Here is a 16,502-nt window from a genome sequence, read left to right on the forward strand (position 1 = left end):
CTCATTGGTAATGCGCTCGCTTATCCAGCAGGTGGAATTTGATTAAAGCAATCGCGCCGAGGATCACCAGCAACACCACGGTCATGGCGGAAGCGGCCGGTAAATCCCAGAAGCTGAAAGCGGTACGGTAGATGTAATAGAGCAGCAGACTGCTGCTGTTATTCGGTCCACCGTTGGTCATGGCGATCACCTGGTCGACGATGCGGAACGCGTTCATCGAGGCATTGATCAAAATAAACAGCGTGGTGGGCATCAGTAATGGCCACTGCACGCGGCGGAAGAAATAGCGGCGTGAGGCGCCTTCAATGTCTGCCGCCTCACTCAGCCGCGGGTCTATCTGCTGCAATGCCGCCAGATAGAAAATCATAAAGAACCCGGCCTCACGCCAGACGGAAACGGCCATCAGGCTCCAGAGCGCACTGTCGGGGTCCCCCAGCCAGTTGACGGGCGGCAGCGAAAACAGCGCCAGTAGCTGGTTGAGCAGGCCGAGCTGGGGCGTGTAGAAAAACAGCCACAGGTTGGCGATGGCAATCATCGGCAGCAGTGAAGGAATAAAAAAAGCGGCGCGAGTCAGCGCGCTGCCGCGCAGGCGGCGATTCACCGCCAGCGCCATCAGCAGGGCCAGCCCCACCGCCAGCGGGATCGTGACCGCGGCATACAACAGGTTATTACGCAGCGACAGCATAAAAATGTCGTCATCCAGCAGTGCGGCGTAATTATCCAGCCCGACGAACCGGGCCGGATGCCCGTTGCGCGCCGCAGAGAACAGGCTCTCCCACATCGTGGCCACCGCCGGATAATGGGTAAACGTCAGCAGAAACCCCAGTGCCGGTAACAGCAGCAGGTAGCCATAAATCTGCATTGACAGACCCCGATTGCGGGCAGCCGGTGCCAGAGTGTGAAGAGAGCGCATAGGTGTCCGTTACTGGTAAGGTTTCAGCAAGCGGTCAGCCTGCTTCTGAGCCGACTCCAGCGCCTGCTCAGGGGTTTTCTCCTGAGTGACGGCGGCTTCAACCGCATGGTTCAGGGCATCCTGAATCTGCACGCTGTTGTAGGTCGAGAGTTCCGGTTGTGAATATTTCAGCTGCTCACGCGCGACCAGCGCCTGTGGCACCTGTTTGACGTAATCCTGCATCACCGTGGTGTCCCATGCGGCAGGTGAGGTTGCCACGTAGCCGGTGGCGATACTCCAGCGAGCGGCCTGCTCAGGTGCTGATACCCAGCGAATAAATGTCATCGCGGCTTTTTGCTGCTCAGGAGTGGCATTTTTGAACACGTAGAGGTTACCGCCGCCGGTCGGGCTGCCGCGCTGGGTTTTCTCCGGCAGCATGGCGACGCCGAACGGGAATTTGGCGTTGTCACGCACGGTGGTCAGGTTACCGGTGGTGGTCACCATCATGGCGGTTTTGCCGCTGATAAAGTCCTGAGGTGTGGTGCTCCAGGCAATTGCGCCTTTCGGCGACACGCCCTCTTTCTGCCCAAGGTTGGTCAGCCACTGCAAGGTTTCGACGTTGGCCGGGGTATTAAAGGCCACGGCTGTGCCTTTGCCGTTATCCAGGCGGCTGCCGTTGGTGGCCGCCAGACCCTGGAAGTTCCAGTAGCCGTTCGGCGTGGACGGGATCTCAATGCCCCACTGGCTGACGCCTTTGTCGTCTTTCACCACCAGTTTTTTACCGAAGTCGACCACCTGCTGCCAGTTAGCGGGTGGGGTTTCGCCGTCCAGACCGGCTTTCTCAAACGCCTGTTTGTTCCAGTACATCACTACGGTGGAACGCTGGAACGGGATGCCCCACACCTTGCCTTCGATATGGCGCAGGAATGCCGGGTAGAATCCTTCAATCCACTTTTTGCCATCGGCATCATTCGCCAGGTCGCTGGCCGCGGTAATCGCACCGGCGTCGATCAACGAATAGGCTTCGATATCCCCAATCACGGCCAGCTGTGGCGCATTGCCGCCGCGAAACGCTGTCAGGGCTTTGGTCACTGTCGTGGCATAGTCACCGGTATAAACAGGCTGAATGCTGACATCCGGGTGCAGTTTTTCAAAGTCAGCGACCAGCGTATCGACGGTGTGGCTGATTTTGCCCCCCACGGCAATCGGGTAATACATCTGAAGTTTTACAGGGTCGGCCGCGAAAGCAGACGAGGCAGCACAAAGTAACAGGACAGACGTCAGGCGTGAGAAACGGAGAACTGGAGACATGGTTTTCCCTTGAGCGATAAAAGAGTGGTTAAACAGCATATTTTTGTTCTGACGGTAAAACGTTCTGTTCCGCGCCGTAACAGCGTTTGCCGCTGGCGCTGACAAAGAAATAGTGTTTGCTCGCAGACCATTGCAGCCCGACCTGGCTGTGCTCGCTAAAGCGCCTCATGCCGGCCACTTTGACGGTAATTGGCTCCTGACAGGCGGCGATTTGGCAGACCAGCAACGTGTCTGCGCCCATGTATTCGTAGCTGAGCACACGGGCAGTCAGAGCGGCGTGTTCGGCTGAGGTCAGTTGAATATCCTCGGCGCGCAATCCGAGGCTCAATCCGGCTTCAACGCCGTACTGCACCACCGGGATCGGCATCTCGCCCAGGTAGTGATGGTTGCCTTCACGGCGCAGCGGGATGATGTTCATCGGCGGGGCTCCGATAAATTGCGCAGCAAATACCGTGGCCGGGTTGTTGTAGAGGTTATCCGGGGTGTCGTGCTGTTCGATGTTGCCGTCATTCAGCAGAATAATTTTATCGGCCATGCTCATTGCTTCGGTCTGATCGTGGGTCACGTAAAGCATCGTCAGGCCGAGCTTTTTCTGAATGGCGCGGATCTCGCGGCGCATGCTCTGGCGCAGTTTGGCATCGAGGTTGGAAAGCGGCTCATCCATCAGGCACAGTTTATTGTTGGCGATCACGGCACGGCCCAGCGCCACGCGCTGCTGCTGCCCGCCGGAAAGCTGGGACGGCAGACGGTCGAGCAGCGGTTCCAGCTCCATCAGGCGGCTGACATCGGCCAGACGTGAGGGAAAATGACGCTTATCTTCACCCCGGGCGCGCAGCCCGAACAGCAGATTTTCCCGCACATTCAGATGCGGGAACAGCGCGTAAGACTGGAACACCATCGACAGTTTGCGCTGTGAAGGCGGCAATGCTGTCACATCGGACTGCTGGAAATAGATCGCGCCACTGTCGGCCGATTCCAGCCCGGCAATGGTGCGTAGCATGGTCGATTTGCCACAGCCGGAAGGCCCGAGCAGCGCGATAAAATCACCCTCTGCCACCTCAAAACTGATGTCGTTCAGCGCGGTTTTGGTGCCCCAGGCTTTGTGAATATGGTGAAGAGAGAGATAACTCATGCCAGCTGTGCGTCTTTGCAATAAGAAGTGGGCCTAAGCTAGCGGGACTGAATGAACTTTTTATTAACGCAGGATGACGCTTAGAAGACGGGGATCGCTGACGCCGGGCAGGGGGACGCCGCAGTAGCGTCCCGTCAGCAGGACACTGACGGGACGACAGGTTCAGACGCGGCGTTTTTCCTGACATAAGTAGCCGAAAGTCGCAAACAGGCAAAGTGAATACCCCAACAGTTCGCTGCCTTCTTCCGCCATGTTTTTCACCGTGCGGTTATAGCCATCCAGCATCAGATGTTCCCAGAGTTCGTGCATACCGAACAGGCGTGAGAAGACCAGGATCGTGAGCATCCCGGCAGACAACAGACCCCATGCCGGTTGGCTCACAAAGGCGGCAAGACCCGGGATGATGCTACGTGGGTTACGCAGCGCGACTGCCACGCAGGCCAGGGTCACCGCAAGGGCAAACCAGAGCCAACAGCCGTGTCTGATCGTATCAAACAAAAAATCCAGCTCACGAATGAGCATGCAACTGAAGAACCCGGCAACCAGAATCATCACCGGCCGCTGCGCCGGAGAACGCCAGGCGCGATGAAAAAACAGGCAGGCAATGACTGCCAGCATGATTTCCTGCGCCATTTCAGTCAATGAGGTTTCATGGACGGCATTATTCATCCAGACGACGTCAGCAAAGAGCAACCCCATCATCATGCCAAGAAACAAAGCAGCGCCTAAAAATGTGAATATCTTATTTTTTATAATCGATAAATCAGTCGACATGTTACCCCCCGGTCAATATTGGGGGGCAATGATAGGGATGTTCCATAACAGAACTGGTCATTTTATGCGGTTGTCTTATATAGAGCACATAATGACATGTAATTTGCATTTTTTTAATTCAACTAATTGTTATGGATGGTATTTTTTCTCCTGCTGTTCAAACCAGCTGGCGGGAACGTTATGGGGAGGTTGACCAAGCTGCGCAATCCCCTGTTCGATAACCTGATCGGCCATCTGGTGCAGGGTGGCATGCCCTGCGGTCAGCAGACGGATTTGCACCCGTTTTTCAATCAGATAGACGCGGGCAAAATGCGGATCAAAATGAATAATTGAGCGGGTATTATCGATAATATCCGCCAGCTTGATGGTCTGCGCGTCAGCCGAGGCCTGTTGAGTATGGCGAAAATGGGCCAGCTTACGTGCGGTGCGGTTTTGTCCGGCAACGGCACCCTGGTTGGTCAGCATTTCAACCAGCGATGTCACCCGCTCGCCGAAATGGGTGCGGATATCCTCCAGCGTACTGCTGGTGTCTTCAACGGTATCGTGCAGCCAGGCCGCAGCCAGTATCTCTTCATCGTCACTGACGCTACGCACCAGTTCGACCACTGCAGCGGGATGCACGATATAAGGCTCATCGGTGTATTTTCGGCGTTGATCTGCTGCGGCATGGGCTTTGCTGGCGTAGCGCTGCGCCCGTTCTTCCAGAGTTTGCATCGTTTTTCTCCCTGCCTGTAAAGTCGCTTGCAATTGTATAGTGCGCTATCTATATTATTTTTCATGACTACAGATAAAGATGACAAAAAAGCGGCGGATGCGCCACTGTTGCTCGACCGGCAGCTGTGCTTCGCGATCTACTCCGCTAACCTGGCGCTGCATAAGATCTACCGGCAGCTGCTGGCCCCGCTGGATATCACCTATCCCCAGTATCTGGTGATGATGGTGCTGTGGGAGCGGGATGACGTCACGGTGTCGGAGATCGGTGAGCGGCTGTTCCTTGACTCTGCAACCCTGACACCGCTGCTGAAACGTCTGGAAACTGCCGGGCTGCTGCACCGTCTGCGTTCGCGTAAAGATGAACGTCAGGTGGTGGTGACGTTGACGGATAAAGGACATGAACTACGCCAGCAGGCGCGGGCTATCCCTGAATCAGTGATCGGTGCTACGTCCTGTGAGATGGAAAAATTACAGTCGCTAAAAGGCGAACTGGAAATTCTGCGCAATAATCTGAACGGCTAATCTGCCCTTGTTCTTTGAGTCAAAAAGCTTTATTAATATAAATAGTGTGCGATTTAATCGCGTGAAAAATAAAAAAGGAAACACACCATGTCGTTAGAAAAAGTTGTATACCGTGCAAAAGCAAAAGCCACCGGTGGCCGTGAAGGCCGCGCTACTTCTTCCGATGGCGTGCTGGATATCCAGCTGGGCCTGCCGAAAGAGATGGGCGGCGCAGGTGGCAATGTCACTAACCCTGAGCAGCTGTTCGCGGCGGGTTACTCTGCCTGCTTCCTCGGAGCGATGAAGTTTGTGGCGGGGCGTGACAAGTTCGCTATACCAAAAGAGGCGTTTGTTGAAGGGGAAGTAGGTATTGGTCCATTGCCGACGGGCTTTGGCATTGAAGCGACCCTCAACATTCATCTGCCGGGCATGGACAGTGCTGAGGCGAAAAAGCTGGTCGATGCCGCCCATATCGTCTGCCCTTACTCCAATGCCACCCAGGGCAATATTGACGTGACGTTGAATATTATCAACTAAGCCGTCTGACCGGGGCTGTCGCCCCGGTTATCGTCATTCCTGCTGTATCTGATCCCACACTCTTGCATACCGTTCGCGGCACGATTCCGCACCTTCCTCTCAATGATACGTAAAATGCCGAAATTACATATCCTCACAGACTAACCCTGCTGAGTGTGTTTAACTACGCCCCCTGCGAAGGATTGTTACCCCTCATTTATCATCAGATTCCTCTGGTTATGGACGGCCTTAAGGTTTATCGGTATTGCGTCCGAACTCTGACGCCGTACCAGGGTCTGATTAGCGTTCAGATCGTGTTAGCAATTGTTTAGGTTACGCCAGGATTAAGGTCGAATGAATTCTATTAAATTGTTTACCCAGCAAAAGTTGTCGCTGTTGCTGGCTGTCTACATCGGGTTGTTTTTAAATCTTCCGGTATTTTATCGTCGATTTGATCCCTTCCTCGCTAAGTTTGAAATGATGCAATGGCTTTCAGCACTGGCAGAAGGGATGGCGGCGATCCTGCTGACCTTCTTCCTGTTACGTCTGCTATCGCTGGGTGGAAAAATGTTCTGGCGCGTTACCGCCAGCCTGCTGGTGCTGATCTCTGTCTCAGCCAGCTACTACATGGCTTTCTTTAATGTCGTTATTGGCTACGGCATTGTCGCTTCCGTGATGACCACCGATACCGACCTGTCTAAAGAAGTGGTGGGTTATCACTTTGTCCTGTGGATGGTACTGGTCAGTCTGATCCCGCTGGCGTTGATATGGTGGAGCAGCCTGCGCATGACGCTGCTGGAGCAGCTTAAAACGCCCGGCCAGCGCATCAAGCCATTACTGACGCTGCTGCTGGCGCTGCTGCTGACCTGGGGCCCTATTCGCTATTTCGATAAGGTGCAGAGTGCCAATGAGAAGCTGACCAACGTTGACCTGCCGAGCTATGGCGGGGTGGTGGCGCACTCTTACCTGCCGTCCAACTGGCTCACAGCGGTCGGGCTGTTTGCCTACACCAGCTATGACGAAAAAATGGACAGCGATGATCTGTTCGATCCGGCAAAAAACTTTACCTATAAGGCGCCTGAAGGGCTGGATGATACCTATGTCGTGTTCGTGATTGGTGAAACCACCCGCTGGGATCATATGGGGCTGCTGGGCTATGAGCGTGACAACACGCCAAAGCTGTCAAAAGAGAAGAACCTGGTGGCGTTCCGCGGTGAGTCCTGTGATACCTCCACGAAACTCTCCCTGCGCTGCATGTTTGTGCGTGAAGGGGGAACGATGGATAACCCGGGACGCACGCTGAAAGAGCAAAATGTCTTTTCGGTGTTGAAATCGCTGGGCTTCAGTTCGGATCTGTACGCCATGCAGAGTGAGGTGTGGTTCTACAACAACACCAATGCTGACAGCTATGCCTTCCGCGAACAGATTGGCTCAGAGAAGCGTAACCAGGGGAAATCCGTGGACGATATGCTGCTGATCCCGGAGCTGAAATCGTCGATTGACGACCACCCGAAAGGTAAGCACCTGGTGATCCTGCATACTAAAGGCTCTCACTATCTTTACTCTCAGCGCTATCCGCGTGAATTCGCTCGCTACCAGCCTGAGTGCATGGGCGTGGATGATACCTGCAGTAAAGCGATGCTGATTAACGCTTACGATAACTCCATTCTGTATGTTGATACGATGCTGGACAGCGTGTTTGACCAGCTGCGTGATAAGAAAGCGATTGTGTTTTACGCCGCCGATCATGGTGAGTCCATCAGCGAAAACATGCACCTGCACGGTACGCCACGCAATATGGCGCCGCCGGAGCAGTTCCGTGTGCCGATGATTGTCTGGGCGTCGGATAAATACCTGGCAGACCCGGCCAATAAGAGCGCGTTTGAGCGCCTGCAGGCTGAGCAGAAAGCGGGCAAGACGCACCGCCACGTGGAGCTGTTTGACACCATCATGGGATGCCTCGGCTATACTTCTCCCAATGGTGGAATAAATCCGGCCAACAACTGGTGTGCTAAACCATAAACAAACGTAGGGGTCAGGCATGCCTGACCCTGACCTGGGCGAGGCATGCCTCGCCCTACGTTTGCCATCATCCAACCGAATAATCTGCTGCCGCTCAACCTCTGAACAGCCCCCCTTTTTTGCAAATCAATTCCCATAAAACCGCATAAATCCTTATCCCGCCTGTATTGCCACTTAATTCGCAACGCGTTTTTCTTATGACTGAATGTGACTTGTTGCCTGTTTCTTATCTTAGCGTTGCAGCATTTTTATCTATAATTTAGCCATATAGCCCATTTTATCGGGTGAAAGTTGGTTGTTTGTGGATTATTTTGTGGGTTTTTTTTCGGCGCGATGTTCTGGAGCCCTGTCACTAACCCAGGGTTTAATGTGGCAGTCATCACACTTAATAACGGTTTATGCTGAAAATGTTATTAAATTGTTTTTTTTATATTTGCTTGCTGTTTCTCACACTCTGAGTAAATACCCTACGCTTGTATTGACGTTCCCTGAAACAATTGACAAATTGAAGCCTCAGTACAAAAGGTAAGGGGATTTTTCTGATAGTTTCTGCATCGTCAGAACGTCTCCACATCCCGTCAGATTGACTGATGCCGCAAGGCACCACGCACAGGCCACTCAAAAAAATTATCGGCCGGCGTAACTACTCCTCTTTCTGCCAAAAACAGTAAGTCGGGTATGCACACAACAACATCACATCACTATTGGAGCATAAGCATGAGTATTTCCCTGGCTAAATCCGGGATGCTGAAAGTCGGTCTCAGCGCGATCGCGTTGTTAATGGCTACAGGTGTTCAGGCGAAGACCCTGGTGTATTGTTCTGAAGGTTCGCCTGAAGGTTTTAACCCGCAGTTATTCACCTCTGGCACCACCTATGACGCCAGCTCGCGTCAGATCTATAACCGTTTGGTGGAATTCACCATTGGTACCACCGAATTACATCCTGCGCTGGCAGAAAAATGGGATGTGAGTGCTGACGGTAAAACCTACACCTTCCACCTGCGTAAAGGCGTGAAGTGGCAGACCACCAAAGACTTTAAACCGACGCGCGACTTTAATGCCGATGACGTGGTATTCACCTTTGAACGTCAGCTGGATAAAAATAACAAGTATCACGGCGTGTCTGGCGGCAGCTACGAATACTTCGAAGGCATGGACATGCCGAACCTGATCAGCAAAATCGTGAAAGTGGATGACTCTACTGTACGTTTCGAGCTGACCCGTCCTGAGTCGCCGTTCCTGGCCGACCTGGGCATGGATTTCGCCTCCATTCTGTCGGCTGAATACGCTGACAATATGATGAAAGCCGGTACGCCGGAAAAACTGGACCTTAACCCGGTCGGTACGGGCCCGTTCCAGTTACAGCAGTACCAGAAAGATTCGCGCATTCTGTACAAAGCCAACCCGGAATACTGGGGTACTAAACCGAAAATTGATCGCCTGGTGTTCTCCATCACTCCAGACGCTTCCGTACGTTACGCCAAAATGCAGAAAGGCGAATGTCAGGTGATGCCGTACCCGAACCCGGCTGATATTGCACGCATGAAGCAGGATAAAAACATCAACCTGCTGGAGCAGCCAGGTCTGAACGTCGGTTATCTGTCGTTTAACGTTGAGAAAAAGCCACTGGATAACCTGAAAGTTCGTCAGGCGCTGACCATGGCAGTGAACAAGAAAGCGATCATCGAAGCGGTCTACCAGGGGGCGGGCCAGGAAGCGAAAAACCTGATCCCACCGACCATGTGGGGCTACAACGATGCCGTTCAGGACTATCCGTACGATCCGGTCAAAGCTAAAGCCTTGCTGAAAGATGCCGGTATGGCAGACGGCTTCGCTATCGATCTGTGGGCGATGCCAGTACAGCGTCCGTACAACCCGAACGCACGTCGTATGGCTGAAATGATTCAGAGCGACTGGGCGAAAATTGGTGTGAAAGCCAAGATTGTCACCTACGAGTGGGGCGAGTATCTGAAGCGTGCTAAAGCCGGTGAACACCAGACCGTCATGATGGGCTGGACCGGCGACAATGGGGACCCGGATAACTTCTTCGCCACCCTGTTCAGCTGTGCAGCCGCGAAAGATGGCTCGAACTATTCACGCTGGTGCTACAAGCCGTTTGAAGATCAGATCCAGCCAGCACGTGCCACCGACGACCACAACAAACGTATCGAGCTGTACAAACAGGCTCAGGTTGTGATGCATGACCAGGCACCAGCGCTGATTGTCGCGCACTCTACGGTCTACGAGCCAGTGAGTAAGAAAGTGTCAGGCTATGTTGTTGATCCGTTAGGCGGGCATTACTTCGCTCAGGTTGATATCCAGGAATAGTGTTCAGGGACGGGACTGACCCGTCCCACATCATTATTTGTAGGGGTCAGGCATGCCTGACCCTTCTTGCCAGGAAGCAAAAAGGTCGTCAAGGCGCGGTTCGCTGCGTCGCGGGTGGATGTCCCCTGAGGATTTTCGCGCGCAAGATGTGAGCAATAATAATCCTGTTGGTTACGGCTGGCAGGAACTAATAGAGAATGCGGAATATGCTGCAGTTCATACTCCGACGCTTGGGGCTTGTCATCCCAACGTTTATCGGTATCACCCTGTTAACCTTCGCGTTTGTTCATATGATCCCCGGTGACCCGGTGATGATCATGGTGGGCGAGCGCGGTATCTCCCCTGAACGTCATGCACAGCTGATGGCCCAGCTCGGTCTGGATCAGCCACTCTGGCAGCAATATCTCTCCTATATCAAAGGCGTGATGCATGGTGACCTCGGCATCTCACTGAAAAGCCGTGTCCCGGTGTGGGAAGAGTTCGTCCCGCGCTTTAAGGCCACGCTTGAGCTGGGTATCTGCGCGATGCTGTTTGCCGTTGCCGTCGGTATCCCGGTGGGCGTGCTGGCTGCGGTTAAACGCGGTTCCATTTTTGACCACACGGCGGTGGGCATCTCCCTGACCGGTTACTCCATGCCGATCTTCTGGTGGGGCATGATGCTGATCATGCTGGTCTCGGTGCAGCTCAATCTGACCCCGGTGTCCGGGCGCATTGGCGATACGGTGTTTCTTGATGACACCATGCCGCTCACCGGCTTTATGCTGATTGATACCCTGATCTGGGGCGAACCCGGTGATTTCAAAGATGCTGTGATGCATATGATCCTGCCCGCCATTGTGCTGGGGACCATTCCGCTGGCCGTGATTGTGCGTATGACGCGCTCGGCGATGCTGGAAGTGCTCGGCGAAGACTATATCCGTACTGCACGTGCCAAAGGGCTGACGCCGATGCGGGTGATTGTGGTGCATGCGTTACGTAACGCCATGCTGCCGGTGGTCACGGTGATTGGTCTTCAGGTCGGTACGCTGCTTGCGGGTGCCATCCTGACGGAAACCATCTTCTCCTGGCCAGGCCTGGGGCGCTGGTTAATCGACGCACTTCAGCGCCGCGACTATCCGGTGGTTCAGGGTGGGGTGCTGATGGTGGCCACGCTGATTATCTTCGTCAACCTGCTGGTCGACGTGCTTTACGGTGTGGTTAACCCACGCATCCGTCACAAGAAATAAGGGGCCAACATGTCTGTTGTGGATCCAGGCAGCGTCAACGCTGCACCCAAGCCGATGACCCCGTTACAGGAATTCTGGCACTACTTTAAGCGTAATAAAGGTGCAGTGATTGGCCTGGTTTACGTGGTACTGATGATTATTATCGCGGTGTTTGCCAACGTGCTGGCGCCCCACGCGCCTGCTGAGCAGTTCCGCGATGCGTTACTGCGTCCGCCAGCCTGGCAAGAAGGGGGCAGCTGGCAGTATGTTTTCGGCACGGATGATGTTGGCCGTGACGTTCTGTCGCGCCTGATGTACGGCGCCCGTCTCTCGCTGCTGGTTGGCTGTCTGGTGGTGGTATTGTCCCTGATCTTCGGCGTCATTTTCGGCCTGATTGCTGGCTACGTTGGCGGTTCCGTGGATGCGGCGATTATGCGTCTGGTGGATATTATGCTAGCGCTGCCAAGCCTGCTGCTGGCGCTGGTGCTGGTGGCGATCTTTGGTCCATCGATTGTTAACGCCTCGATAGCGCTGACCTTCGTTGCTCTGCCGCACTATATCCGTCTGACCCGTGCGGCGGTGCTGGTGGAGGTGACGCGCGACTATGTGACCGCCTCCCGCGTGGCCGGGGCCGGAGCTGTACGTCAGATGTTCGTCAATATTTTACCAAACTGCCTGGCACCGCTGATCGTGCAGGCGTCTCTCGGTTTTTCCAACGCGATCCTCGATATGGCCGCGCTGGGTTTCCTGGGTATGGGTGCGCAGCCACCAACACCGGAGTGGGGCACCATGCTCTCCGACGTGTTGCAGTTTGCGCAAAGTGCCTGGTGGGTGGTCACCTTCCCGGGTGTTGCCATTCTGCTGACGGTACTGGCATTCAACCTGATGGGCGATGGTTTACGCGACGCTCTTGACCCGAAACTCAAACAGTAGGCAGCGAGATGGCACTTTTAACTGTAGATAAGCTTTCGGTGCATTTCGGTGACGAAAAAGCACCTTTCCGCGCCGTCGACCGCATCAGCTACCAGGTTGAGCAGGGGCAGGTAGTGGGTATTGTCGGTGAGTCCGGCTCCGGTAAGTCCGTCAGTTCGCTGGCGATCATGGGGCTGATTGATTACCCCGGCAAAGTCATGGCAGACAACCTGGTGTTTAACCAGCGCGACCTGAAACGCATTTCGGAAAAAGAGCGCCGTCAGCTGGTGGGCTCCGACGTTGCGATGATTTTCCAGGACCCGATGACCAGCCTCAATCCGTGCTACACCGTGGGTTTCCAGATTATGGAAGCCATCAAGGTGCATCAGGGCGGCAACAAACGTACCCGACGTCAGCGTGCTATCGACCTGCTCAACCAGGTTGGTATTCCTGACCCGTCGTCGCGCCTTGATGTGTATCCGCATCAGCTTTCGGGGGGGATGAGCCAGCGCGTGATGATCGCCATGGCGATTGCCTGCCGACCTAAGCTGCTGATTGCTGATGAGCCGACCACGGCGCTCGACGTGACCATTCAGGCGCAGATCATTGAGCTGCTGCTTGACCTGCAACGCCAGGAGAATATGGCGCTGATCCTGATTACACACGATCTGGCGCTGGTGGCGGAAGCCGCGCAGCACATTATCGTGATGTACGCAGGTCAGGTGGTGGAAACCGGCAAGGCGGTAGATATCTTTAAAGCCCCGCGCCATCCTTATACCCAGGCCTTGCTGCGTGCGCTGCCTGAGTTCGCGGCGGATAAAGCGCGCCTCGCCTCGTTACCGGGGGTGGTACCCGGCAAGTATGATCGCCCGAATGGCTGCCTGCTGAACCCGCGTTGCCCGTATGCCAAAGATCGCTGCCGCAGCGAGGAACCGCCACTGCGTGATATTGCCGGGCGTCAGTCCAAATGTCATTTCCCACTGGATGATGCCGGGAGGCCCACTTATGAAGCCTGAACACGATAAATCGACGCTGCTGATGCAGGCGATCGATCTGAAAAAGCACTATCCGGTTAAAAAAGGCTTGTTTGGTCAGGAGCGTCTGGTCAAAGCGCTGGATGGTGTCTCGTTCGATCTGGAACGGGGCAAAACGCTGGCCGTGGTGGGGGAGTCCGGTTGCGGAAAATCAACGCTCGGCCGTCTGCTGACCATGATTGAAACGCCAACGGAAGGTCAGCTGTTCTATCAGGGGCAGGATCTGCTGAAGCATGACCCGCAGGCGCAAAAGCTTCGTCGCCAGAAAATCCAGATCGTTTTCCAGAACCCGTACGGTTCTCTGAACCCGCGTAAGAAGGTCAGTCAGATCCTCGAAGAACCGTTATTGATTAATACGGACTTTACGCGCGCCGAGCGCCGGGAGAAAACCCTGGAGATGATGGCGAAGGTTGGCCTGAAAACCGAACATTATGATCGCTACCCACATATGTTCTCAGGCGGCCAGCGTCAGCGTATTGCTATCGCACGCGGGTTGATGCTGGACCCGGACGTGCTGATTGCCGATGAACCGGTATCAGCGCTCGACGTGTCGGTGCGTGCGCAGGTGCTGAACCTGATGATGGACCTGCAGCAGGACCTCGGCCTCTCTTACGTGTTTATCTCCCACGACCTGTCGGTGGTGGAACATATCGCGGATGAGGTGATGGTGATGTATCTGGGCCGCTGTGTGGAGAAGGGGAGTAAAGAAGAGATCTTCGCCAATCCGCGCCATCCTTACACTCAGGCGCTGCTGTCAGCGACGCCACGTCTCAACCCGGATGAGCGGCGTGAGCGTATTAAACTGACCGGTGAGCTGCCAAGCCCGCTGAATCCGCCGCCGGGATGTGCGTTTAACGCACGCTGCCGCCGCCAGTTTGGCACTTGCGTGCAGCTGCAACCGCAGTTGAAAACCTTCGGCGCACAACAGGTAGCCTGCTTTGCCGTGGAGCAGGACGAAAACAGTCAGGCCTGACCTATCTGGCTACCCTGAAAATGGCTCTTCTCCGGAAGGGCCATTTTGCATTTCCCGCCCGCTATCGACCGGGCGCCGCCGCCCCAACCAGTCTTTTCCCTTCTTATTTTTCAGATGCCTCTACTCATAAGCCGGATGAAATGCTTAAGAGAAATACGAGATTCATGAAGTACTGCTATGCTGTATGAAAAGCAGGCTAATGTATCGATTCTAAGTCCAGGTGCTCAGAAATGAGCAGAACACGCGCAACAGACGTATCTTTTCAGTAGGTTAGGTAGCCTGTACGCGAAAAGAGAAAAAACGATGTACTGGAAAGAATATTACAGAGGTAAATGAACCGCTATGAAAGAGTAAGAGTTAGCAGGGTATTTCATTTTCGCGAAATAGCTCACATCAAAATGTCATAAATAGACGATTAAGACAAATAATCACCCGGCTGATATATCACTTATGTAATTATATTTTTTTATTAAATTTCAGGTTATTAGCTCATTAAAAGTGTTTCTTCTATGATATGAGAATAGTCTGAACTATTTAAAAATGTATGTTATATTGCCGCGAAATCATCCACCTTGCGCGATCAGACATATGAACAGTTATGATGACCTGCAGCGTTTTAAGGAAAAAACGCAAACAAACCACATTGAATTCAAAGATATGTCTGAGCAAACGCTGAACTCGACAACCACCAATTGGGCCATCATCAAACAGTTGCTGAATGAGGGCGCAGGGTCGGTGCTGGATAACAGTCAGCGTATTGATCGGGCTGTTCCTCAACCGGTTGATTTTGCTGCTTTTACATCGTCATCGGTGGAAAACGCGCCGGCTATATCATCGCTGCCGGTTCAGTCCTTTGTGCCTGCCACGCCGGGCGCTTCAGATCGTGTTGGCGCCTCGCTGCTCGACAGTATTTCGGCCTCGTTGCAGCCTGCCGCTGCGCCTGCTGAAGCGGTTGAACCCACGACGGTTAAGGCACCGGCAGCCGAGCCTGCTCCGCTGCGCGCCATGCCGGTTGCACAGCAAACGGCGGTATCCGGTAGCTCACTATTAGCGCAGTTGGCCGTCAGTACCGCGCCTGCACCACAGCCAGCCGCTGTCGTTCCGGCACAGCCAGTGTTCCAGGCCGGCACTGCTCACGTACCGCAGGCTGTTGACGCTCAATCCGTTATGCCGGCACATTCGCCTGCTGTCGAAGCACCGGCGAATGTGAGCTACAAACAGTTGTTTAGCACGGCAGCCGCGCCGGGCTCCGCTGCACTTCCGAAAGATATGTTGTTACATCCCTTGCTGGAGAAAATTGCCTCATGCCGTTAGTTTGTGTTTGCTCCCCTAAAGGCGGTGTGGGTAAAACCACCATGGCAGCCAACCTTGCTCACGCCCTCGCTCGTGGCGGCAGTAAGGTGCTGGCGATCGATTTTGACGTGCAAAATGCGCTGCGCCTGCACTTTGGTGTTCCGCTGGCCGATAGCCGTGGTTTTGTGGCGAAGTCCGCCGAATCTTCTGACTGGAGTCAGTCCATTCTTACCACGGGTGGCAATATTTTTGTTCTGCCTTATGGCGAGGCGACAGAAGAGCAACGTGTTGAATTCGAAGAGAATTTAACCAAGGATTCTAACTTTCTTGCGCGTGGTCTGCATACGGTCCTGAACTATCCCGGGCTGGTGATCATCGCTGATTTCCCTCCGGGTCCGGGTCCGGCCCTTAAAGCTATGGCCGCACTGGCCGATATGCATTTAGTGGTTATGCTGGCAGACACGGCCTCACTGTCTCTGTTACCACAAATTGAAAATGAGAAAATGATTGGTGGCCCACTCAACCACCGTGATGGTCATTATTTCGTTCTTAATCAAAGCGATAGCCGCCGCAATATCAGCCGGGATGTTACCGCTTTCATGCAGCAACGCCTCGGCGACAAGCTGATGGGCGTCGTCAACCGCGATGAAAGCGTGGCGGAAGCCAATGCTTCCCAGCAGTCTATTTTTGATTTTAGCCCGGTCTCTGCCGCGGCATTTGACATTGAGCTGATCGGTAAACGCCTTGCCGCGTTGCTTGACATCAAAGTCGGTGACGGTGAAATGCACGCCCCGCTAAAGTCCCGCTAACCGCCGGAATATTGCCAGGCAGGGATGCCTGAAGACGCGCGGTCCGATTATTTGGGGCTGCCACGAACTATAACAATCCGTATTCA

At 54.2% G+C, this 16,502-nt stretch carries 15 protein-coding genes; 10 read left to right on the plus strand and 5 right to left on the minus strand.

From position 1 onward, the window contains the following. Position 1 precedes the first annotated feature (1 nt). From LJN55_RS00480 to LJN55_RS00500, 5 genes are all read right to left on the minus strand, one after another. Positions 2-913, minus strand: a complete 912-nt coding sequence (locus LJN55_RS00480; protein ID WP_133844645.1) for a carbohydrate ABC transporter permease — start codon at positions 911-913, stop codon at positions 2-4. A gap of 9 nt (positions 914-922) precedes the next feature. Next, the gene (locus LJN55_RS00485) at positions 923-2,203 is read right to left on the minus strand and encodes an ABC transporter substrate-binding protein (RefSeq protein ID WP_159338343.1); all 1,281 of its coding nucleotides are present in this window, start codon (positions 2,201-2,203) and stop codon (positions 923-925) included. Positions 2,204-2,231: 28 nt separating this feature from the next. Beyond that, the gene (locus LJN55_RS00490) at positions 2,232-3,335 is read right to left on the minus strand and encodes an ABC transporter ATP-binding protein (RefSeq protein WP_159338344.1); all 1,104 of its coding nucleotides are present in this window, start codon (positions 3,333-3,335) and stop codon (positions 2,232-2,234) included. Between the two features lie 162 nt (positions 3,336-3,497). Then, positions 3,498-4,109 carry a hypothetical protein gene (locus LJN55_RS00495; protein ID WP_133844639.1) on the minus strand — a complete coding sequence of 204 codons (612 nt, stop codon included), beginning with the start codon at positions 4,107-4,109 and terminating at the stop codon, positions 3,498-3,500. Between the two features lie 129 nt (positions 4,110-4,238). Continuing rightward, positions 4,239-4,823, minus strand: coding sequence for an HD domain-containing protein (locus tag LJN55_RS00500; protein WP_227535452.1), 585 nt, complete (start codon positions 4,821-4,823; stop codon positions 4,239-4,241). A gap of 63 nt (positions 4,824-4,886) precedes the next feature. Between LJN55_RS00500 and LJN55_RS00505 the strand changes: the two genes are divergently transcribed. From LJN55_RS00505 to bcsQ, 10 genes are all read left to right on the plus strand, one after another. After that, positions 4,887-5,345 (plus strand): MarR family winged helix-turn-helix transcriptional regulator, encoded by a 459-nt coding sequence (locus tag LJN55_RS00505; RefSeq protein ID WP_133844634.1) that lies wholly within the window; start codon positions 4,887-4,889, stop codon positions 5,343-5,345. 87 nt (positions 5,346-5,432) lie between these two features. Further along, on the plus strand, positions 5,433-5,861 hold the full coding sequence (locus LJN55_RS00510) for an organic hydroperoxide resistance protein (RefSeq protein WP_227535453.1): 429 nt from the start codon (positions 5,433-5,435) through the stop codon (positions 5,859-5,861). A 333-nt stretch (positions 5,862-6,194) separates the two neighbouring features. Beyond that, positions 6,195-7,862 (plus strand): kdo(2)-lipid A phosphoethanolamine 7''-transferase, encoded by a 1,668-nt coding sequence (gene eptB / locus LJN55_RS00515; protein WP_227535455.1) that lies wholly within the window; start codon positions 6,195-6,197, stop codon positions 7,860-7,862. Between the two features lie 717 nt (positions 7,863-8,579). Then, positions 8,580-10,190, plus strand: coding sequence for a dipeptide ABC transporter periplasmic-binding protein DppA (gene dppA / locus LJN55_RS00520; RefSeq protein ID WP_133844628.1), 1,611 nt, complete (start codon positions 8,580-8,582; stop codon positions 10,188-10,190). Positions 10,191-10,396: 206 nt separating this feature from the next. Next, positions 10,397-11,416: a dipeptide ABC transporter permease DppB gene (dppB, locus tag LJN55_RS00525; protein WP_133844626.1), complete on the plus strand. Its 1,020-nt coding sequence runs from the start codon at positions 10,397-10,399 to the stop codon at positions 11,414-11,416. A 9-nt stretch (positions 11,417-11,425) separates the two neighbouring features. Beyond that, positions 11,426-12,328 carry a dipeptide ABC transporter permease DppC gene (gene dppC / locus LJN55_RS00530; RefSeq protein ID WP_133844624.1) on the plus strand — a complete coding sequence of 301 codons (903 nt, stop codon included), beginning with the start codon at positions 11,426-11,428 and terminating at the stop codon, positions 12,326-12,328. An 8-nt stretch (positions 12,329-12,336) separates the two neighbouring features. Next, positions 12,337-13,323 carry a dipeptide ABC transporter ATP-binding protein gene (dppD, locus tag LJN55_RS00535; protein WP_133844622.1) on the plus strand — a complete coding sequence of 329 codons (987 nt, stop codon included), beginning with the start codon at positions 12,337-12,339 and terminating at the stop codon, positions 13,321-13,323. Then, positions 13,313-14,314, plus strand: a complete 1,002-nt coding sequence (gene dppF, locus LJN55_RS00540; RefSeq protein ID WP_159338348.1) for a dipeptide ABC transporter ATP-binding subunit DppF — start codon at positions 13,313-13,315, stop codon at positions 14,312-14,314. The genes dppD and dppF overlap by 11 nt, the downstream gene beginning before the upstream one ends. A 588-nt stretch (positions 14,315-14,902) precedes the next feature. Further along, positions 14,903-15,628, plus strand: coding sequence for a cellulose biosynthesis protein BcsO (bcsO, locus tag LJN55_RS00545; protein ID WP_227535456.1), 726 nt, complete (start codon positions 14,903-14,905; stop codon positions 15,626-15,628). Further along, the gene (bcsQ, locus tag LJN55_RS00550; protein ID WP_133844616.1) at positions 15,619-16,416 is read left to right on the plus strand and encodes a cellulose biosynthesis protein BcsQ; all 798 of its coding nucleotides are present in this window, start codon (positions 15,619-15,621) and stop codon (positions 16,414-16,416) included. The genes bcsO and bcsQ overlap by 10 nt, the downstream gene beginning before the upstream one ends. The last annotated feature ends 86 nt before the right edge of the window (positions 16,417-16,502 follow it).

The sequence above is a fragment of the Erwinia rhapontici genome (assembly GCF_020683125.1).
Taxonomy (GTDB): domain Bacteria; phylum Pseudomonadota; class Gammaproteobacteria; order Enterobacterales; family Enterobacteriaceae; genus Erwinia; species Erwinia rhapontici.

Bases quoted from the DNA above. Each gene is read 5' to 3' on its own strand.
- LJN55_RS00495 (WP_133844639.1), bottom strand. From the start codon at position 4,109: ATGTCGACTGATTTATCGATTATAAAAAATAAGATATTCACATTTTTA.
- dppF (WP_159338348.1), top strand. From the start codon at position 13,313: ATGAAGCCTGAACACGATAAATCGACGCTGCTGATGCAGGCGATCGAT.
- eptB (WP_227535455.1), top strand. From the start codon at position 6,195: ATGAATTCTATTAAATTGTTTACCCAGCAAAAGTTGTCGCTGTTGCTG.
- LJN55_RS00505 (WP_133844634.1), top strand. From the start codon at position 4,887: ATGACTACAGATAAAGATGACAAAAAAGCGGCGGATGCGCCACTGTTG.
- LJN55_RS00490 (WP_159338344.1), bottom strand. From the start codon at position 3,335: ATGAGTTATCTCTCTCTTCACCATATTCACAAAGCCTGGGGCACCAAA.
- bcsO (WP_227535456.1), top strand. From the start codon at position 14,903: ATGAACAGTTATGATGACCTGCAGCGTTTTAAGGAAAAAACGCAAACA.
- dppB (WP_133844626.1), top strand. From the start codon at position 10,397: ATGCTGCAGTTCATACTCCGACGCTTGGGGCTTGTCATCCCAACGTTT.
- LJN55_RS00480 (WP_133844645.1), bottom strand. From the start codon at position 913: ATGCGCTCTCTTCACACTCTGGCACCGGCTGCCCGCAATCGGGGTCTG.
- dppC (WP_133844624.1), top strand. From the start codon at position 11,426: ATGTCTGTTGTGGATCCAGGCAGCGTCAACGCTGCACCCAAGCCGATG.
- bcsQ (WP_133844616.1), top strand. From the start codon at position 15,619: ATGCCGTTAGTTTGTGTTTGCTCCCCTAAAGGCGGTGTGGGTAAAACC.
- dppD (WP_133844622.1), top strand. From the start codon at position 12,337: ATGGCACTTTTAACTGTAGATAAGCTTTCGGTGCATTTCGGTGACGAA.
- dppA (WP_133844628.1), top strand. From the start codon at position 8,580: ATGAGTATTTCCCTGGCTAAATCCGGGATGCTGAAAGTCGGTCTCAGC.
- LJN55_RS00510 (WP_227535453.1), top strand. From the start codon at position 5,433: ATGTCGTTAGAAAAAGTTGTATACCGTGCAAAAGCAAAAGCCACCGGT.
- LJN55_RS00485 (WP_159338343.1), bottom strand. From the start codon at position 2,203: ATGTCTCCAGTTCTCCGTTTCTCACGCCTGACGTCTGTCCTGTTACTT.
- LJN55_RS00500 (WP_227535452.1), bottom strand. From the start codon at position 4,823: ATGCAAACTCTGGAAGAACGGGCGCAGCGCTACGCCAGCAAAGCCCAT.